Origin of the sequence: Butyrivibrio sp. VCB2001, assembly GCF_000423965.1 — a bacterium.
Lineage (GTDB): Bacteria > Bacillota > Clostridia > Lachnospirales > Lachnospiraceae > Butyrivibrio.
Genome location: NZ_AUIZ01000002.1, coordinates 76,049 through 96,778, shown reverse-complemented (window position 1 = coordinate 96,778; position 20,730 = coordinate 76,049). Strand labels below are relative to the sequence as shown.

The 20,730-nt window shown below is 43.9% G+C and carries 16 protein-coding genes; 8 read left to right on the top strand and 8 right to left on the bottom strand.

Annotated elements, in window-relative coordinates; all coding sequences use genetic code 11:
* Positions 1-12 precede the first annotated feature (12 nt).
* The 3 genes from G589_RS18695 (at position 13) to gdhA (ending at position 4,039) form a co-directional block, all read left to right on the top strand.
* On the top strand, positions 13-1,158 hold the full coding sequence (locus tag G589_RS18695) for a Gfo/Idh/MocA family protein (protein ID WP_081668930.1): 1,146 nt from the start codon (positions 13-15) through the stop codon (positions 1,156-1,158).
* Positions 1,109-2,575 carry a cell wall hydrolase gene (locus G589_RS0103200; RefSeq protein ID WP_026521084.1) on the top strand — a complete coding sequence of 489 codons (1,467 nt, stop codon included), beginning with the start codon at positions 1,109-1,111 and terminating at the stop codon, positions 2,573-2,575. Before G589_RS18695 ends, G589_RS0103200 begins: the two co-directional genes overlap by 50 nt.
* A gap of 129 nt (positions 2,576-2,704) precedes the next feature.
* On the top strand, positions 2,705-4,039 hold the full coding sequence (gene gdhA, locus G589_RS0103195; RefSeq protein WP_022769508.1) for an NADP-specific glutamate dehydrogenase: 1,335 nt from the start codon (positions 2,705-2,707) through the stop codon (positions 4,037-4,039).
* An 83-nt stretch (positions 4,040-4,122) separates the two neighbouring features.
* Here gdhA and ptsP read toward each other — a convergent pair whose 3' ends face one another.
* Genes ptsP through G589_RS0103170 form a run of 5 tightly spaced genes read right to left on the bottom strand, consistent with a single transcriptional unit; the run spans position 4,123 to position 9,798 of the window.
* Positions 4,123-5,829 (bottom strand): phosphoenolpyruvate--protein phosphotransferase, encoded by a 1,707-nt coding sequence (gene ptsP / locus G589_RS0103190; protein WP_026521083.1) that lies wholly within the window; start codon positions 5,827-5,829, stop codon positions 4,123-4,125.
* 1 nt (position 5,830) lies between these two features.
* Positions 5,831-6,094, bottom strand: a complete 264-nt coding sequence (locus G589_RS0103185) for an HPr family phosphocarrier protein (protein ID WP_022769511.1) — start codon at positions 6,092-6,094, stop codon at positions 5,831-5,833.
* A 53-nt stretch (positions 6,095-6,147) separates the two neighbouring features.
* Positions 6,148-8,070, bottom strand: coding sequence for a PTS fructose transporter subunit IIABC (locus G589_RS0103180; protein WP_026521082.1), 1,923 nt, complete (start codon positions 8,068-8,070; stop codon positions 6,148-6,150).
* Between the two features lie 58 nt (positions 8,071-8,128).
* Positions 8,129-9,034 carry a 1-phosphofructokinase gene (gene pfkB / locus G589_RS0103175; RefSeq protein ID WP_026521081.1) on the bottom strand — a complete coding sequence of 302 codons (906 nt, stop codon included), beginning with the start codon at positions 9,032-9,034 and terminating at the stop codon, positions 8,129-8,131.
* Positions 9,035-9,048: 14 nt separating this feature from the next.
* The gene (locus G589_RS0103170) at positions 9,049-9,798 is read right to left on the bottom strand and encodes a DeoR/GlpR family DNA-binding transcription regulator (RefSeq protein ID WP_026521080.1); all 750 of its coding nucleotides are present in this window, start codon (positions 9,796-9,798) and stop codon (positions 9,049-9,051) included.
* Between the two features lie 302 nt (positions 9,799-10,100).
* On the opposite strand from G589_RS0103170, the gene fliY reads away from it, so the two are divergent.
* The 5 genes from fliY (at position 10,101) to G589_RS0103145 (ending at position 17,082) form a co-directional block, all read left to right on the top strand.
* Positions 10,101-10,706: a flagellar motor switch phosphatase FliY gene (fliY, locus tag G589_RS0103165; RefSeq protein WP_022769516.1), complete on the top strand. Its 606-nt coding sequence runs from the start codon at positions 10,101-10,103 to the stop codon at positions 10,704-10,706.
* 8 nt (positions 10,707-10,714) lie between these two features.
* Entirely contained in the window at positions 10,715-11,851 is a 1,137-nt protein-coding gene (locus G589_RS0103160; protein ID WP_026521079.1) for a DUF4317 domain-containing protein, read from the top strand.
* 127 nt (positions 11,852-11,978) lie between these two features.
* Positions 11,979-13,340, top strand: coding sequence for a GGDEF domain-containing protein (locus G589_RS0103155; RefSeq protein WP_196811840.1), 1,362 nt, complete (start codon positions 11,979-11,981; stop codon positions 13,338-13,340).
* A 36-nt stretch (positions 13,341-13,376) separates the two neighbouring features.
* Positions 13,377-15,131 carry an ABC transporter ATP-binding protein gene (locus G589_RS0103150; RefSeq protein ID WP_026521077.1) on the top strand — a complete coding sequence of 585 codons (1,755 nt, stop codon included), beginning with the start codon at positions 13,377-13,379 and terminating at the stop codon, positions 15,129-15,131.
* A gap of 13 nt (positions 15,132-15,144) precedes the next feature.
* Positions 15,145-17,082 carry an ABC transporter ATP-binding protein gene (locus tag G589_RS0103145; RefSeq protein ID WP_035775250.1) on the top strand — a complete coding sequence of 646 codons (1,938 nt, stop codon included), beginning with the start codon at positions 15,145-15,147 and terminating at the stop codon, positions 17,080-17,082.
* Positions 17,083-18,091: 1,009 nt separating this feature from the next.
* On the opposite strand, the gene G589_RS0103140 is transcribed toward G589_RS0103145, so the two are convergent.
* From G589_RS0103140 to G589_RS20880, 3 genes are all read right to left on the bottom strand, one after another.
* A complete protein-coding gene (locus G589_RS0103140) occupies positions 18,092-19,687 on the bottom strand; it encodes an Mbeg1-like protein (protein WP_026521075.1) in 1,596 nt (531 codons plus the stop codon).
* Positions 19,688-19,788: 101 nt separating this feature from the next.
* Positions 19,789-20,151, bottom strand: coding sequence for a response regulator (locus G589_RS0103135; protein WP_022764589.1), 363 nt, complete (start codon positions 20,149-20,151; stop codon positions 19,789-19,791).
* 176 nt (positions 20,152-20,327) lie between these two features.
* Positions 20,328-20,729: a hypothetical protein gene (locus G589_RS20880; RefSeq protein WP_026521074.1), complete on the bottom strand. Its 402-nt coding sequence runs from the start codon at positions 20,727-20,729 to the stop codon at positions 20,328-20,330.
* Between the last annotated feature and the right edge of the window lies 1 nt (position 20,730).

Below are 20,730 nucleotides of genomic sequence, written 5' to 3'. Positions count from 1 at the left end.
ATGTTTGGACGTTTGAAAGTTGCTATCATGGGAACCGGCAAGATTGCCGGAACAATGGCAGAGACACTTAAGGAAACCAAAGGTGTTACGTGTTATGCAGTTGGATCACGAACATTAGAAAATGCCGAGAAATTTGCAAAGGACTATGGCTTTAAAAAGGCCTACGGTTCTTATGCGGAGCTTGTTACAGATCCGAAAGTCGATCTTATCTATGTCGCAACTCCGCATTCGGAGCATTATGAGAATGTTAAGCTTGCTATTTCCGCAGGCAGAAACGTTATCTGCGAAAAAGCTTTCATGCTCAATGAAAAGCAGGCAAAAAAGATCTTTGAATTTGCTGAGGAGAAGAAGGTTCTTGTCACAGAAGCTATCTGGACAAGATATATGCCCATGAGGACCAAACTCATGGAGATCCTTGCCAGCAATGTCATCGGTGAGCCCACTATGCTCACAGCTAATCTCAGTTACAATATCGCTTATAAAGAGAGGATTCAAAAGCCCGAGCTCGGTGGAGGTGCTCTTTTGGATCTGGGTGTTTATTGCCTTCATTTTGCATCCATGGTATTCGGAAATGATGTAAAAGACATTGCATCTATCTGTACCTTTAACAATCTCGGAATGGATATGCAGGACAGCATCACGCTTAGATATGCTGATGGCAAGATGGCTGTTTTAAATGCTACCGTTCTTTCAACGGGAGACAGAAACGGTGTCATCTACGGAAGCAAGGGCTTTATCGTGGTGGAGAACATCAACAATCCTGAGGCTATTGCTGTATATGACAACAACTACAACAAGACTGCCTATTACAAGAGACCCAAGCAGAAGACCGGCTATGAGTATGAGATTGAAGCCTGCGTTAAGGCTATCGGAGAAGGGTGGCTTGAATGCCCGGATATTCCTCATGCCGAGACTTTGAAGATCCTTAACATGATGGACTTTATCAGAAACAATAACCACATCGTATTCCCGGGTGAAAACGATATTAGTGAAGCTATCGAGACACCCGCAGAGAGCACCTATGAAGCTACACAGGTGAGTGAAATTATACCGGAAACAGAGGCTGAGCCTTCTGAAGAAATTTCAGAAGCAGCGGAGCAGGGAGAGTATGAAGAAGAAGTTAATTCTGGGGATGATACTTCTGGCACTGACAATTAATCAGTTTTCTTTTGTCAGTTTCGCAGATGAAACTGATGATGCTATTTCTGAGATGAGGGAGAGGGAGGCCGAAACACAGGCAGCCATCTCCAATCTTCAGAAGCAGACCAAGGAAACAAAGGAAGCAATCAGTGCCCTTGAAGGTCAAAAAGAGCAAACAAAGCAAAGCGTAAGCAATCTGGAAAGCCAGAAGAGCTCTCTTCAGAGCACCATAAATGGTTATTCCAGTAAGCTTGAGACGCTTAACAACGAAATTGACGAGGCTGAGGCAGCAATGGCTGTAGTCTCTTCTGAAATTGTCCGCCTGAATAATGAGCTTGCAGAGGCTCAGAAGCAGGAGGCAGACAGATACGCACTTCTTAAAAAACGGCTGCAATCTACCTACGAAAGTGGCGGTTCATCAGGACTTATCCGTGTTCTACTTGAATCCGGGTCTATTGGTGAACTTCTGACCAAGTTTGAGTATCTAAATGCAATTGTCAGATATGATCGCACAAAAATAGCTGAATATCAGGGGCTTCAGGCTCAGATTGAGGAGCAGAAAAGAGTTGTTGAGGAAAAGGAAGCAGAACTGGATGCTTATCAGGAACAGCTTGATGAGAAGCATACGGAACTGTCGAACCTCACCGATGAAGTAAAGGGACAGCTCTCTTCAACCAAGAATTCACTTTCGAGTGAGAAGAACAAGCTTTCAAGTTATGAAGATCAGCTAAAAGAGCTTGATAAGAAAATGAAGGATCTCGAAGCTCAGACAGCAGCAGCTCAGGCAAAGCTGGCTCAGCAATTGGCAGAGCGTCTTGCCCTTTCCAAGGAAAACCTGGGCGGTTCCTATGATGCAAGTGAACAGGAGCTTATCTGGCTGGCAGCTACCATTCAGGCAGAGTCGGATGGCGAATCCTACACAGGTAAACTTGGTGTCGGCTCAGTTATCATGAACAGGGTAAAGAGTTCAGCTTTCCCAAATACAGTTATTGGAGTTATTACGCAGCCAATGCAGTTTGCACCCTACAGATCGGGAAAGGTTGAGTTCATCATTGCAAATGGCCCAAATTCCACCTGTATAAGGGCAGCACAGGAAGTTTTGGCCGGTGCCCGTATCGGAGACTACCTTTTCTTTATGACTCAATATTGGGCCGATTATTACAGAATAAAGAACTATACAATGATAGGTCACCATGCCTTCTTTTATCGCTGGGAGACCTATGATCCGCCTGCAGAGGAAACGCCACAGGAAGACCCTGCACCACCTGAGGAAAATCAGGACAATGGCGGCGGTGAAAATACTGAAAATACAGAAAACACAGAAAACCAGGAAAATTCCGAATCCTCAGAAGGTGGCGGCGAGAGCAGCGAGAGTAGTGAAAATAGCGAGGATAGCGGAGAAAACAGTGAAGAAAGTTCCGGAGACGGAGGGTAAGCCAAGCCCCATTACAGCATAAAAACTGTAATGGGGTATATTTATAAAAAACTCTTGCGCTTTAAACTATCAAAGTGTATAATTGTATACAATTATTGATGCTAACGAAATATAGGAGGAAGTAAAGCTATGTCATACGTAGATGAAGTCTACAACTACGTTGTAGAGAAAAACCCGGCTCAGCCTGAGTTCCATCAGGCAGTTAAGGAAGTGCTTGAGTCACTTCGTGTTGTTATTGAGGCTAATGAAGAGGAGTATCGTAAGGACGCTCTCCTTGAGAGACTTGTAACTCCTGAGAGACAGATCCTTTTCAGAGTACCATGGGTTGATGACAAGGGACAGGTACAGGTTAACAACGGTTTCCGTATCCAGTTCAATTCAGCAATCGGACCTTACAAGGGAGGACTTCGTTTCCATCCTTCAGTAAACCTTGGTATCATCAAGTTCCTTGGCTTTGAGCAGATTTTCAAGAACTCACTTACAAGCCTTCCAATCGGCGGTGGTAAGGGTGGATCTGACTTCGATCCTAAGGGCAAGTCTGACAGAGAAGTAATGGCATTCTGCCAGAGCTTTATGACAGAGCTTTTCAGACATATCGGTGCTGACACAGACGTACCTGCCGGAGATATCGGTGTAGGCGGACGTGAGATCGGCTTTATGTACGGACAGTACAAGAGAATCAGAGATACATACGAGGGTGTTCTTACAGGTAAGGGACTTACATACGGCGGATCACTTGCTCGTACACAGGCTACAGGATACGGCCTTCTTTACCTCACAGAGGAGCTTCTTAAGTGCAACGGCTCTGACATCAAGGGTAAGACAGTAGTTGTATCAGGTGCAGGAAACGTTGCTATCTACGCTATCGAGAAGGCTCAGCAGCTCGGTGCTAAGGTTGTTACATGTTCAGATTCAACAGGCTGGATCTATGATCCTGAAGGAATCGATGTAGCTCTTCTTAAGGAAGTTAAGGAAGTTAAGAGAGCAAGACTTACAGAGTATGCAGCTGCAAGAAGCTCAGCAGAGTACCACGAGGGCAAGGGCGTTTGGTCAGTTAAGTGTGACGTTGCTCTTCCTTGCGCAACTCAGAACGAGCTCCTTCTTGACGATGCTAAGCAGCTGGTTGCTAACGGCGTTCAGGCTGTATGTGAGGGTGCTAACATGCCTACATCTATCGAGGCTACTGAGTACCTTCAGAGCAACAAGGTTCTCTTTGTTTGTGGTAAGGCTTCAAACGCAGGTGGTGTTGCAACATCAGCTCTTGAGATGAGCCAGAACAGCGAGAGACTTTCATGGACCTTCGAAGAGGTTGATGCTAAGCTTAAGCAGATCATGGTTAACATCTATCACAACATTGATGATGCTGCAAGAAAGTACGGCATGGAAGGCAACTATGTTGCAGGTGCTAACATTGCAGGCTTCCTTAAGGTTGCTGAAGCTATGAAGGCTCAGGGTATTGTTTAATAAATAACCCTCCAATTTGATTTAACCGACAATAATAAATCCTCCGGTAATTTCTTACCGGAGGATTTTTATTTAATGCTTTATTATTCTTTAGCTGATTCTTTTAATAGCTTTTGTATCTCACCTTCTGTATCAAGAGCCATAACCTTGGCTGCAAGATCGTCTGCATCCTTCTTGGTCCACTTGGAGATGATGCATCTCGCTGTAAGAACAAGAACAGGATTAACTGAAAACTCAGTAAGACCAAAGGAGATGAGAAGAGGTATCATAAGCGGATCTGCAGCTGCTTCTCCGCACATTCCAACAGGTATTCCCGCTTCAACACCGCACTCTATTATGTGCTTGATGGAGCGAAGAACCGATGGCTGGAAGGTTGAGTAGAGATATGCAACATCTGCATTTCCTCTGTCAACGCTCATGGTGTACTGGGTCAAGTCATTGGTTCCGATTGAGAAGAAGTCCGACTCTTTTGCAAGAAGATCAGCGATGAGAGAAGCAGAAGCTGTCTCAATCATGCAGCCTATCTCGATATCCTTGTCATAGGCTATACCGTTTGCATCGAAGTCCTTCTTGATCTCGGCAACCATCTCTTTTACTGCACGGATTTCTTCTACGCAGGTTACGAGAGGAACCATGATCTTAACCTTACCGAAAGCGCTGGCTCTCACAATAGCACGAAGCTGGATCATGTAGTTGTCTCTGTTTCCGAGACAGTACCTTACAGCTCTGTATCCGAGGAAAGGATTCTCTTCCTTCTTGATGTTGAGGTAAGGAATATCCTTGTCTCCTCCAACATCCAGAGTTCTGATTATAACAGGCTTGCCACCAAGAGTCTCAGCTGCTTCTTTATAAGCTGCAAACTGCTCGTCCTCTGTGGGCATCTTGGTGTTGTCCATGAACAGGAACTCTGAGCGGAAAAGACCTACACCTTCACCGTCACATTCAACAGCCTTCTTGGCATCTTTTGGAGTTCCGATGTTGCAGAAGAGTTCGAGATTAATTCCATCTGCAGTCACAGTCTCTTTTCCAAGGAAGCCCTTGAGCTCAGCCTGTTTCTTGATGTAATCCTCACGCTTAATGATGTACTGTGAAAGAATGTCTCCCTCAGGATTGATGTAAACATTTCCTTCTGTTCCGTCTACAATAGCAGTGTCCTTGTCTTTTACAAGGGTTGTAATGTCAGGGACGGAGAGTACTGCGGGAATTTCCAGAGCCCTTGCAAGGATAGCGGAGTGGGAGGTCTTGCCTCCAACCTCTGTTATGATACCTGCTACGTTTTCCTTGACTATCTGTGAAGTCATGGAAGGAGTCAGGTCTCTTGCAACCAGGATGGTTCCCGGTGCAACCTTGCTGATATCAATGTCTTCAATCCCAAGAAGGATCTTGAGAAGGCTGACCTTGATATCGCTGATATCTGAAGCTCTCTGACGCATCATGTCATCATCCATTTTGGAGAACATTCCGATGAACATGTCGCAGACAGCTTCTACAGCAGACTCCGCGCACTGACCTGCGGCGATCATCTTACCCATTTCTCCTGACATGGAGGGGTCAGACATCATTACAAGGTGTCCCTCAAGGATCTCAGCCTCTTTGGGACCGATGCGCTTTCTGATATCCTCAGCCATTTCAGCAGTTTCTTTTTTGAACTGCTCAACAGCTTTGTCAAAGCGCGCTTTTTCGCTTTCTGTGTCTTCTACTTTGACAGCATCATACTTGAGCTCGTGCTCAGTAATAACACAGATGCTGCCTATTCCGATTCCGCGGGATGCGGCGATTCCGTTGTACATATCAGTCTCCTAATCCACTCTCAACAAGTTCAATTGCTTTCTTAAGTGCATCCTGTTCGTCAGCGCCGTCGCACTGGATCTCAATCTCAGCGCCGCACTTGATGCAAGCGCTCATAAGCATCATAACGCTCTTTGCATCATAAGCTGTTCCGTTGAAGACAACCTTTACATCACTTGCAAAGGGAGTCATAGCCTGTGAAAAGACACTTGCCGGACGCATGTGCATTCCCTGTTCGTTTGTTACTGTGATTTTCTGTGATACCATAATCTGTTTTTTCCTTTCTGTTAATCAGACAATAATAAAGCTGTTAGTTTATTTTATGCTTCCTGAGCATTCTTTTTAAGAATACCAAGAAGAAGACATCCAACTGCAGATCCTACTAAAAGAGCTACCAGGTACATTGCAACGTTTCCTACTACAGGGAATACGAAGATTCCGCCGTGAGGTGCCATAAGTGTGCACTTGAAGGCCATTGAGAGAGCACCTGCAACTCCTGATCCAACAAGAAGTGAAGGAATTACATGGAGAGGATCAGCTGCTGCGTAAGGGATAGCACCCTCTGTGATGAATGAGAGACCCATAATGAAGTTAACAGGGCCGGACTTTCTCTCAGCTGCAGTAAATTTCTTCTTAAAGAAGATGGTTGCAAGAGCGATGGCAATAGGAGGAACCATTCCGCCTACCATGATTGCTGCCATGATCATGTAACCTGTCTCGTTCTGGTTAGCAAGTGAAGCAAGACCGAATGCGTAAGCAGCCTTGTTGAGAGGGCCACCCATGTCTGTTGCCATCATTGCTCCAAGGAGTGCACCAAGGATGATGATCGATCCGTTTGACATTCCTGTAAGAACACCGGAGATCCAAGCGTTAAGTGCACCAACAACAGGATTGATGAGGCACATAACAAGACCGATAAGAAGTGTTCCGATGAGCGGATAGATAAGTACAGGCTTGATTCCCTCAAGAGCAGGAGGAAGAACCTCACATACCTTGCGAAGACCAAGAACAATGTAACCACCTACAAAACCTGCTACAAGAGCACCAAGGAAAGCTGAAGGAACGTCGCCTCCGGGAGCTGCGAATGTAGCACCGGTTGAAGCAAGATAACCACCTACGAAACCAACTGCAAGACCTGGACGGTCAGCAATACTCTGTGCAATAAAGCCTGCAAGAATAGGAAGCATGAATCCGAATGCAGCGCCGCCGATTGACTTAAACCATGCAGCTACAGGTGTGTTTGAACCAAAGTTACTTGGATTGATTGAGTAGTCATCCAAAAGGAATGCGATAGCAATAAGGATACCGCCACCGATAACGAATGGAAGCATATGTGATACACCGTTCATAAGGTGTTTGTATGCTTTTCTTCCTGCACTCTCATTTGATGTTGTCTCTGACTTTGTAACTGCGCCTGTGTGATGGTAAACAGCTACGTCACCTGCCTGAGCCTTCTTGATGAGATCTTCAGGACCGTGGATAGCTTCTTTGGTAGAAGCGATGATAACCTTCTTGCCATCGAATCTTCCCATTTCGATGTTCTTGTCAGCTGCTACGATAACAGCATCAGCATCAGCGATTTCTGCTGCTGTAAGGACATCCTTTGCTCCGCCTGAACCGTCTTTTTCTACCTTGATGTCAATGCCCATCTCTTTAGCCTTGAGCTCAAGAGCCTCAGCTGCCATGAAGGTGTGAGCAATTCCTGTAGGACATGCTGTAACACCAACGAGCTTTCTGATGGAAGGAGCAGCAGCGGCTGCTTTCTTCTGAGCTTCTTCAGCATCCTTTGCAGCTTCCTTACTATCAATTATAGCAAGGAATTCATCAGCTGTTTTAGCATCAATGAGCTTTTGTGAAAAACTCTGATCCATGAGAAGTGTCATCAGCTTTGAGAGCACTTCAAGGTGTGTGTCTGCTGCTGTATCAGGTGCAGCTATCATGAAGAAGAGCTTGCTTGGGTTTCCGTCAAGTGACTTGTAATCAATTCCTGCAGGAATTGTCATAGCAGTAACGCCTGCTGTTGCTACAGCTGCTGACTTTCCGTGAGGAACTGCGATTCCCATGCCAACTGCTGTTGAACCCTTTTCTTCTCTTGCGAGGATTGCTTTCTTAAACTCCTCCGCATCCTTTAAGTTACCAACCTTTGAATGAAGCTCGATGAGCTTGTCGATTGCTGCATTCTGGTCAGCGGCATCTACGCCGAGCGCAATGCCATCCTTTCTTAGTAAATCTGTGATTTTCATAGACCCTCCTTTTGGCTTTTTGCCGTCATAGTATCCCCTTTACAAAATCTTTTCCTCTTTAAAGATTTTTATAAAGCTCTAGAATTGCTTCTCCTGTGGCGAGATCGTCTGAGAAAGCAGTAGCTGATCCTGCTGCAGTACCCATCTTAAGAGCTTCTTCATAACTCTTATTCTTAAAGTATCCTGCGATGAAGCCTGCTACCATTGAATCTCCTGCGCCAACGGAATTTTTAACCTTGCCCTTTGGAACTCCGATGCGGAACTTTTCTCCGGTCTCGGCTATGAGCATTGCTCCGTCGCCTGCCATAGAGATAAGAACATTTCTTGCACCAAGCTCCTGGAGCTTTTTGGCGTAGAATTCAATCTCGTCATCAGTCTTAAGCACTGTGCCAAACATCTCACCAAGCTCGTGATTATTTGGCTTTATTAAGAATGGATGATATTTAAGGACATTCTTTAAAAGATCCTTTGTCGCATCCACAACGACATCAACTTTTTTATCTGCAACCAGAGCGATGAGCTTTTCATAGACATCGTTTGGAAGAGAATTCGGAATGCTGCCGGCCAGAATGATCATGTCACCGTCTTTAAGTGCAGCGACCTTGTCAAAGAGCTTATTCCTGGCATCTTCAGGAATCTTGGGCCCCTGAGCATTTATCTCTGTTTCGGCTTCGCCTTTGATCTTTACATTGATCCTGGAGATTCCTTCATCCAGATGGATGAAATCTGCAATGATACCTTTGCCGATAACGCTTTCCTCAATAGCCTTACCGGTAAAGCCTGCAGTGAATCCAAGAGCAGTGCTCTCAAGACCGAGGTTTTTAAGAATTGTTGAGACATTAATGCCTTTGCCACCAAAGTAACAGTCTTCGGAATCTGAACGATTGGTCATCCCCGGAAGGAGCTTGTCGTTCATTCTTACGATGTAATCAATGGCAGGATTAAATGTAACCGTATAAATCATTTGTGCCTCCCTTTTTATTCAACTACCTTGATAATGGTCTTACTGTGGTAGTTCTTGCCGACTTCTTTGTCGGTGATAATGCAGCAACTGGAAATGTCTGCAAAAGTAACTGAACTTATCTGTCCAAACTTGCTGTGATCAGCAAGGATGTAGGAGATATAAGCGTGCTTTACCGCTTCCTCTTTTACAAGAGCTTCATCCACGTCCGGGGTGGTGTAGCCTGCATTTATTGAGATACCGTTGGTTCCCATGAAGGCCTTGGTGAAGTGATACTTTCTGATGCCTTCGATACAGTCGGGGCCGATTATGGCCTCTGTGGCTGCCTTGCACCTTCCGCCGATTATCATGGTGTTCAGGCTCTTCTCAAGGAGCTTCTTGGCATGGACAATACCGTTGGTGATGTATTTGGCCTTGGTGTTGTCTATATACTTGATCATCTCCAGAGTGGTGGTACCTGAGTCAATGTAAACGAAGTCGTCATCATTTATCAGAGAAGCTGCGTACTTACTTATGAGGTCTTTTTCCTCAACATTTAATGTAGCCTTGGCTGATACTGTGGGCTCGAGTGTGTTGACATCACTTGCTGAAAGAGATGTGGCGCCTCCGAAGACCTTTAAGATCTTTCGTTCATCGTGAAGGACGGATAAGTCTCTTCTGATGGTGGCTGCCGAAGCATCAAACTCATCCATGAGCTCGTTTACCGTGACGGCGTTTTTTTCGTTTATATATGAAACTATCAGATCTCTGCGTTCCTGAGTGAGCATATAACCCTCCAAACAAAAGTCAGCTATCTTATAGATTGAGGATAGCACCTTAAAAAATCAAAATCAATCAAAATAAATCACAAATAATCAATGAACTTTTTATTAAATAATCACAAATTAATATAAAATGATAAAAATCAATCAACAAAAAAGCATCAAACGGTCACTTTCGAAAGCACGGTATATTCTAAAAAAAGCATAAAGCTTTTCTTATAACCGTATATCTGCCTTTACAAAAGCTCACCAAATAAACTAAAATAGAAGAGGATTCTGTACAAATGACATATTGGAGGTGACTGACTTTGGAAGATTTTATGCTGAACAATGAACAGATTGATATTCTCGGTGAGATTGCAAATATCAGTATGGGTAACTCAGCTACAACCCTTAGTATGATGGTCAATAGAAAGGTAGACATCACTACTCCCAATGTTAAGGTCATTAAGAGAAGCGAAGCTCTCGATGACTATGAAAAGACATGCATTTTTGTTCAGATTCATTATGTAAAGGGACTTCAGGGCAACAATGTGCTTGTCCTTAAGGAGCATGATGTAAAGGTTATGACCGACCTTATGATGGGCGGAGACGGCACAAATACATCAGGTGATATTACAGACCTTCATCTTTCAGCAGCCTCTGAAGCTATGAACCAGATGATGGGAACCTCTGCAACCAGCCTTTCATCTATGCTGGGAGTTGCTACTGATATCAGTACACCTATTGTTAATCAGATAGATGTAGAGAGTATTAAAGTTTTTGAAAAAATGTTTGATACTACTTACGATAAATTTGTTAAAATAGCATTTAGGATGACCATAGGAAATCTTATCGATTCCATTATGGTCCAGCTTTATCCAGTGGATTTTGCAGTGGATATGTGCAACAAATTTATGAGTAAAGGAAAATAAAGTATCAAATGAATAAGGCAGAAACACTAGAGATCAAGAAACAGTTTACACAGGAGAGATGCACTATCGACCACATTTGCGGATGCTATGTGGACCATGAAAAGAATAAGAAGCTATCCTTCAGGAAGGCCTTTGGCCAGCTGCCTGAGGAGGAGACTTTCAAGTATCTGGATATATTCCAGCACACTCTGACAGGAACCTTTGGCAAAAATCTAATAAGTCTTGAGTTTCCGCTTGACCAGGAGATGCCTGGAGGTACTCAAGACTTTCTTTTGACCTTAAGAAACTCAAAGCTTGAGGATGATGAACTGGTTGATGAGTGCTATGACAAGATCATCGCCAACTATGTCAACGGCGAGAATTATTACATTATCCTCGTTCATGCAGCCTATGATGTTCCGGGTATTACAAGGGACGGCATAGAGATGGAAGATGCCTCGGATAATGTTTATGACTACATCCTTTGCAGTATCTGTCCCGTTAAGCGTTCAAAGGCAGGCCTTGGCTATAACGAATCCGAAAACGTGATCGAGGAAAGGTACAGAGACTGGGTTGTTGAAGGTCCGGTGAAAGGATTTCTTTTCCCGGCATTTATAGAGAGAAACACAGATATTCACAATATGCTTTACTTCACCAAAAAGCCTGAGGATCTTCAGCCCGAATTTGTTGAGGCGATGTTTGGCGGAAGAGCTCCGATATCAGCTCCCGAGCAGAAGGATATCTTTGATGCAGTCGTGCAGGAAACCATAGGTGATGATGCCGACTATGACATAATGAAGAATGTCCATGATAACCTCAATCAGATGATCGAGGATCACGCAGAGGATGCGGAGCCTTTAGAGCTTACCAAAAATGATGTGAAGCAGCTCCTTTCAGACAGTGGTGTATCCCAGGAGCGTTTGGGATATTTTGACGAGAACTATATCAAGTGTGCAGGAGATGAGGACTATCCTCTGCTTGCAAGCAATATAGCTCATACAAAGAAATTCGACATTGAAACCCCCGATGTTGTCATCAAGGTTAAACCCGACAGAACAGATCTTGTTGAGTCAAGGATTGTTGACGGAAGACAGTGTCTTGTTATTGAAGTGGATGATCATATTGAGGTCAATGGTATCAATGTCAGAACATTTATGAACAAGTGATATGATCCATGCCCTCTTTAACTTTATACAAGTTAATAATGCTGAAATTTGCGAGATCAGAGAGTATTTCGATATTTGCAGCGATGAGATAGACAAACGTAATCTGTTCATGTTACGCAGAGTGTGTATGTACACTTCTCTGGTATACCTGGGCATGATTGCTTTGGCCTTTATGATTGTGCCCGGATTTAAAATGAATCCCGGGCACATTGCGATTATTCCGGTGCTTGTTGTGTATATGTTCATCAATTCATATACCAGAAAAAGGACTGATATCGTCGGGCCTTTGGCGAGAGCAATATGCCTTTGTTATTATGCTCTGATGCTGATCTGTCTGATAGCTGTAGATCTGTCCTTTACTACAAGGCCGGCTTTATGGCTGCCCTTGTGTCTAATGGTCTATTCGGTCATCTACATTGACAGGCTCTTTATGTATGGTATCGAAGAAACTATCGCAGTTGTTATATATGCTGTCATTTCATACCAAAAAAAAGCATACCCGCAGTTTATAAATGAACTGTATATGATCATAGCTGCCTATGTCCTTTCTTTGATAATTGGGAGAATCATCCTTGGTGTAAGAAGTAAGGAAGGGCTTGCCATGGCTGAGGTCAGAAGATTCAGCAAGGTGGACAAGCTTACCAATGTTCTCAACAAGGGAGCGCTGGTGTCTGAAATAGACAACTACTTCAATCACAGAAGGGAAAACATTCCCTGTGCAATGTGCATCTTTGATGTGGATGATTTTAAGCAGGTCAATGACGGAATAGGACACGGAGGCGGAGATATACTCCTTGAGCATGTGGGAGACCTTCTTTTAAAGAGCTTTAGACCCTCTGATATCATCGGAAGATTCGGCGGAGATGAGTTCGTTGTGTTCATGCCTAACATGAAAGAGATTTCTCTTGTTGAATTCAGGTGCAAATCTCTTCAGATGATGCTCAGTAATTTTACCATTGATAATAAAGGTCCATTTACCTTAAGTATCGGAGCTATCGTAGATAAAGGCGGACACAGCCGTGACGAAGTGTTCAGAATGGCGGATGATGCCCTCTATAATTCCAAGATAGGCGGCAAAAACAAATGCAGTTCCTGGGTTGTGGATAAGGATACTAAGTTTACACGGCCGGTAATGGTTTTCCTTACATCACTGGATGAAGAAAATGCACTGATACTTTTTAAGGAAGAATCAGACAGATTCGATATTCTTTCCTGCAATGATAACGATGAAGCTATCGGATACATCAGCCAGTACCATAACGATATTAAGATAGTTGTGGTTGAAGTAAATGATGAGAGCCTCATGGGTGGGCTTGCGATCAGATATATAAAGGAGAGGGAGTTCTTTAAGTCAATTCCTGTCCTTGCTGTTGTAAGTAACGATGACACCATTTCGCAGGCAAAAGAGTTCGGCGCAGATGCTGTTTTGAAGACAGATGATCCTAATGATACATTTGCACTTACAATAAAAGAGCTTTCGGGTGTATGATAGTATAGCTATTTACTTATAGAAGGGAAGACATAAATGTTAAAGACACTACTATCGCAGGTTAAGCAGTACAAACTTGCATCCATTCTCACTCCGCTGTGTATGATCGGCGAAGTAATCTGTGAGATGATCATTCCTGTTCTCATGGCGGGAATAGTGGATAAGGGTATCTACGGTAACAATATGGGATATATCTTTTCCACCGGAGGAAAGATGATCGTCATCGCTGTTTTGGGACTTCTGGCAGGACTTTTGGGAGCCTATTACGGTTCCATGGCATCCACCGGATTTGCCAAAAACTTAAGAAAGGCCATGTTTGATAACATTCAGACCTTTTCTTTTTCCAACATCGATAAATTCTCAACTTCAGGTCTTGTGACAAGACTTACCACCGATGTTTCCAACATTCAAAATGCATATATGGTTATCCTCAGAATGGCTATGAGAGCACCGGCATCTATGATCGTTGCCATGGTCATGAGCTTTATCATCAGCCCTGAGCTTGCAAGGATCTATCTGGGAGCCGTAATATTCCTGGCTGTTGTTGCAGTTCTTCTAATGAGAAGAGCTACCAGATACTTCAAGCAGGTGTTTGAAAAGTACGACGAACTCAATGAGAGCGTACAGGAAAATGTATCAGCCATCAGAGTTGTTAAGGCTTATGTAAGGGAAGATTATGAGAACGCCAAGTTCAAGAAAGCTGCCCTTAATATCTACAATATGTTCGTCAAGGCAGAAGGAAATGTGGTTTACGTATCTCCTTTAATGACAGGAACCGTTTACGTATGCATTCTTCTTATCAGCTGGTTCGGTGCACACATGATAGTGGCCGGAAACCTCTCGACAGGAAGCCTTATGAGCCTTCTTACATACTGCATGAGTATCCTTATGAGCCTTATGATGCTGGCTATCATATTTGTAATGATGACCATGGCTGAGGCAAGCGGAAAGCGTATTGCAGAGGTTATCGAAGAGAAGGCTGATCTTACAAATCCCGAGAATCCTGTAATGGAAGTTGCGGATGGAAGCATCTCTTTTGACCATGTATATTTCTCGTACAATAAGAGTTCTGACGAACCTGTGTTAAAAGACATTACTCTTGATATAAGGTCCGGTGAAACGATAGGTATCATCGGAGGAACGGGTTCAGCCAAGTCATCTCTTATAAACCTTATCAGCAGACTCTATGATGTTACGGATGGCTCTGTAAAGGTCGGCGGAGTTGATGTAAGGGACTACGATATGGAGACCTTAAGAGATCAGGTATCTGTGGTTCTGCAAAAGAACGTCCTGTTCTCCGGAACTATTCTTGATAACCTCAGGTGGGGCGATAAGAATGCTACTGAAGAAGATGCAAAAAGAGCCTGTGAAATGGCCTGTGCAGATGAGTTTATTGAGAAGATGCCCGATGGCTACAACACAGTTATAGAGCAGGGTGGAACCAATGTATCAGGCGGACAAAGGCAAAGACTCTGTATTGCAAGAGCTCTTTTAAAGAAGCCTCGCATACTAATTCTGGACGATTCAACAAGTGCCGTAGATACTGCTACGGATGCCAAGATCAGAAAAGCATTTGCTACGATGATCCCCGGTACTACCAAGCTTATAATTGCTCAGCGTATCAGTTCGGTTCAGGATTGTGACCGTATAATCGTTATGGATGACGGTAAGATCAACGGCTTTGCAAGCCATGATGAACTTCTTAAGACCAACGAGATCTACAGAGAAGTTTACGAGTCACAGACCGGAGTAAGCGGAGATGCTGATTTTGATTCAGCTTCCGGGCAGTAATTGGAGGTAGAACATGGCAGAGACAAAAGAAATTAAAGGAGGCCCGGGCGGCGGAGCAAGACGCGGAATGCCAAGGCCCAAGATAGATAATCCCGGTAAGCTCTTCGGAAGGCTTATGGGATACGTATTTAAATTTTATCCGATACATATGCTGGCTATTGTGGTCTGCATTGTGCTTACAGTATTTTCATCGGTTCAGGGAACTCTTTTTACAAGGACTCTGATCGATTCCTATATTCAGCCGATGCTTGATAATCACAGCACAGACTATGGCCCTTTACTTGGAGCTATGGGAAGGGTTGCGATATTCTACGCAATAGGTGTCCTTGCAGCCTTTGTTCAGGCAAAGGTAATGATCTATATAAACCAGGGAACACTTAGAAGACTCAGAGAAGAGCTGTTCGTTCATATGGAATCTCTTCCTATCAAGTATTTTGATACACATGCCCACGGCGATATCATGTCGATCTACACAAACGATATTGATGCCTTAAGGCAGATGATAAGCCAGAGTATTCCTCAGCTCCTCAGCAGTGCCATCACCATTGTTTCGGTGCTGGCATCCATGATCGTTCTCAGCATTCCGCTTACCATAGTTACACTTCTCATGGTGGCAGTCATGCTGTTCTGCTCAGCTAAGGCGACAGCTTCTTCAGGTAAGAACTTCGTTGCTCAGCAGAAGAACATAGGTGAGCTGAACGGTTTCATTGAAGAGATGATGACAGGACAGAAGGTTGTTAAGGTCTTCAACCACGAGTCAGAAGCAATCGAAAAGTTTGATGAATTAAACGAGAAGCTCTGTGAGAGTGCATTTAAGGCTAATGCATATTCCGGAGCCCTTGGCCCTATTAACGCTCAGCTCGGTAATACCAGCTATGTACTCTGCGCCATGATAGGTGCTGCAATTGCCCTTTCAGACAGCGTGGCAGTAGGATTTACCGTTGGTATGCTGGCGAGCTTCCTTACCTTTAACAAGAGCTTTTCAATGCCCATCAACCAGGTCAGCATGCAGTTTAACTCAATCATCATGGCTCTGGCAGGTGCAGACAGAATCTTCAAGCTCCTTGATGAGCCGGGAGAGACTGATGACGGCTATGTAATGCTTGTCAACTCAGAGAAGAAAGACGGGCAGATCGTCGAGGCCGATCACCACACAGGACACTGGGCCTGGAAGCATTATCACAAAGCTGATAACACAACAACCTATCAGCCCATGGAAGGTGATGTTACCTTTAATGATGTCGACTTTGGATATACAGATGAGAAGATGGTTCTGCACAACATAGTTCTTCATGCAAAGCCGGGACAGAAGATCGCTTTTGTAGGCTCGACCGGTGCAGGAAAGACCACCATTACCAACCTTATCAACAGATTCTACGACATTCAGGATGGTAAGATAAGATACGATAACATCAATATCAACAAGATCAAAAAGGCAGACCTTAGAAGGTCGCTTGGAATAGTTCTTCAGGATACGCACCTCTTCACAGGTACCGTTATGGAGAACATTAGATATGGCAAACTTGATGCCACAGACGAAGAGGTCAAGGCAGCAGCCAAGCTTGCCAATGCCCACAGCTTCATCAAGAGGCTCCCTGACGGGTACAACACAATGCTCACAGGAGACGGTGCAAACCTCTCCCAGGGCCAGAGACAGCTCCTTGCAATTGCAAGAGCAGCCATTGCAGATCCTCCGGTTCTTATCCTGGATGAAGCTACTTCCTCCATCGATACCAGAACAGAGAAGATTGTACAGGATGGTATGGACAAGCTTATGAGCGGAAGAACAACCTTTGTCATCGCTCACAGGCTCTCCACAGTCAAGAACTCAGACTGTATCATAGTTCTTGAGCACGGTCGCATAATAGAGCAGGGAACACATGATGAACTTATTGCTAAGAAGCAGAAGTACTACCAGCTCTACACCGGAATGAAATCCGAGACAGCTTAAATAAAAGAAGGTCAGTGACTCACTGACCTTCTTTTCATTTGAGTCACCGGGGACGTTTCACTTTGACGCAAAATGAGTCAATGGGGACGGTTCTCTTTGACTCCCGAGGAGTCATGGGGACGGTTATGTTGACTCCTCGCAGAGGTTATTTATGCCCCGCTGCCTAGGGATTGTAGCACATAATAAAACCGGAGCCAAAGGCTGCCCGGGCGCCAAAAAGCGGCGCCCAGCGTACTGTCCTTTGACTCCGGTTTTATTATGTGCATCATGGTCACTAAGCGGGGCTTGCATAAGGGGTATTTTTCTACCTATACGTACAAAAGTACCCTGTGGGCGTAGAATGCCCTGAGGTGATTTCTACTTATATCCCAAAAAGTTGTCCTTGGGCGTAGAAAAAAAGAGGTGTTTTATTTTTTGCAGGAAATTCCTTCTACCTATATTGTGAAAAGTACGTTCTGGGCGTAGAAAATCTTTGAATCTGAGATTTTCTATATATGTGAATCTAACTTGGATTGGGGTATGGAAAATGCAGAGGATCGAAAAGCTTGATTCTTGATTTTTCTCTATATAGCTTAAAAAGTTGCCTTGGGGTATGGAAAGTCGTTGGCGAGCCAGAGCAGATTTCTATATATATGAGTAAAAGTAAGCATGGGGTATAGAATTAAAGGCATTCAAAGTTTTTGTGCAAATTTATTTTCTATATATATCAGGCAAACTCATCGCATGGTATAGAAAAATCGGCAGACAAAAAGTTTTGGGACTCGCTTTTCTTCATGACCCGCTTAGTGACAAAAAATGCCTTAGTAAATGAATGTCAATGGCACCGTGGAATACCGCAGCACGCATTTTGCGAGGATATGCCGCGAAAGGCCATTGATATTCATTTACTAAGGCATACAATTCCTAAGCTGTGAGTCATGAAGGAGGGAGTCAAAGAGAACCGTCCCCATTGACTCATTGCGTGCAATGAGTCAAACTGAACCGTCCCCGGTGACTCACTGAAATTCTTTCACTTATGTCTGTCGCGAAGCATCTTCAGAATCTCAAATATCGCATCGATCAAAAGAAGCATGCCACAAGAGAGCATGTACCAGCTGTTTTTGATATCCGGAGTTACCAGAATATATCCTCCAAGGAACACCGTTACAATGCCTTCGAACGATGACCTGAAGCGGTCAAATACCTTGGTCTGGTTCCTGAAATTGATAACGTTCTGATAGGCAAGAGTAAGGAGCACAACTCCGATTATCATGCTGGATATTACAAATAGGGCATCGGGCTTTATCATGATGGCTGATGTCAGAACCAGCAGTATGATACACATGATAACTCTTGGCCGCTCTTTCCGAAATTCAAGTCCTGAATCTCTAAGGTGCTTGATGGTAAGGACCAGCTCATAGACACAGACTATGAGAAGTGCGAGAAACACCACGGATTCCATGGCGAAATCAGGAAATGCAAAACAAAGAGCGGACAGGAACAAGGAAAGTCCGATCCTGATAAGCTGTTTTCTGTTTATAAGGCCCCAAATCCTGACAAAAAGACCCTTGGAGTCATCATCCTCTTTCTTGATGTTTCTGGCCTTGTTTCTGAGGTTTAGAGCGTCATTTCCGGCCATCTTCATGATCAGCTCCTCAAAGGCCGAAGGGCCCAGGGAAGCGAACTCTTTTATGGTACTGACCCCTGTCTCAGACATGGAATCGAAGAGAGTATCAACGAATTTTTCTCTTGCGGACATATCCATCCCCTCAACAAATCTGTCGATGAGATCGTTTAAAAGATGGCTCTCCGGAGCATGGTCATCGCACATGACAGGGCCGTTTGAATCAAGGACCCAGGTCTGTATGCTGTGCTGGATCAGCGGATTGGCAGAGCTCTTTATGATTACGCTCTCGCCTGCCGGGGGCTCAAAGATCCTACCAATAATTGAGTATTCGGGAGTAATCTTGGTGATCTTGCTAAGGATCCTGTAGATAAGGGATTTGTCCAGAATATCGGGACAAAAACCGGGACCGTCGTTTATATAAACATGAAGGAGTTTATCCTGCTGCGAGCCTTCAAGATGGGCAGCAGCGTAGAGCGCAAGATGAGCGCCCTTGGAATGGCCCAGGATTATAACATTTCCCTCTGCTTCGTCCACATGCTTTGTGGCGTAGGAGAGTGCCAGGTCCTGAGAGGGAACGTTTGTGTAACTTATCATGAAGTCTTCCTTCCATCCGATGATGGTGGAGTCTGTTCCCCTGAAGGCAATTATCGTAGGGCCGTTTGGGATTTTATAAGTTACAGCTGCGAACTGTTTGTCCTGGCTGTCATAGATATCCTGAAAATCATAGAGACAAATGTCTTTGTACCTTGCACAAGCAGCACAGTATCTGGCAAAGTCCAGATCTTCTTTTCCTGCGCCTGCTCTTGTACTTTTTAAAAGACCTTTAGAGTCCAGCTCGTTTACCGCCTGCTCAATGGTCATGGAACGCCCGTCCGTTAAAACGCTCTTAAAGTCTATATAAATGAGCTCGGAAAATACGAGGTTGTCTTCAGTTTTAAATTCTCTTTCGGAAAAGGTAAGGTCGCCTCTCCAGAGAATATAATCATTTATATGTGCCATGTCTTAACCTTAGATTTGATAAATTTAGTCATGAAAAGAGGAGCTGCAGCAAATAGTTGCAGCTCCTTTATTTTATCATAGATTATCAGAGCTATGCGGATTTAGCCGATAGCTTTTTTAACTGCCTCGAGAACACGGTCAGCCTGGAAAGGCTTAACGATGAAGTCCTTGGCTCCTGCCTGAATAGATTCAATAACCATTGCCTGCTGTCCCATAGCAGAACACATGATACAAACTGCATTAGGATCTGCAGCCTTGATTCCCTTCAAGGCTCCGATACCATCAAGCTCGGGCATTGTGATATCAAGAGTTACAAGGTCGGGTTTTAACTCATTATACTTTTCGATTGCGACTTTTCCGTTCTCTGCTTCGCCGGCAATCTCATATCCATTCTTTGAGAGGATATCCTTGAGCATCATGCGCATGAAAGCGGCGTCATCTGTAATGAGTATTCTTTTTCCCATATTGAACCTCCAATAAGTATTTTTAGTTGCGTAAGAAAAATGCAAATTCATTTTGAGAATTATTATTGGTACATAATCTATTGTACCACGTAATTCTGTTTGTGAGCGTTAAATCGTCATGCAAATAATTAAAATTTGATAAAGTCTCTGAGAAAATTGTTTGAAAATCACATTCATTATTTCAGTACCGGCAGAGTGCTGTCATAATTGAAATCGCCGTGATTTACAATTTGCCACTGGATAATAGACAGCGTATTGTCTGAATTGGATGAGTTGTTTGCGCTATTTACATCTATGGCGATATCCAGAGATTGATTATCGGTTATTGGTACACTTTCTTTCATTATACCATCTTCTACACCTGAAGAGTAGCCTGAATTTACCGCTGCAACAAAGGCATTTCCTTTATGACAGGCTTCATAGTAAAGTTTTTGTCTCTCGGTAAGATTATTGCTTAAATTGTAGTCTGCTTTTGAATTTACCAGTGTAAGAGTGGCAAAAGAGATTATGCTGAGCACGGTAAATATCAGAAGGATGGAAGCACTGCCTATGTGAGAGCCGCCGGATGGTTTATTCATA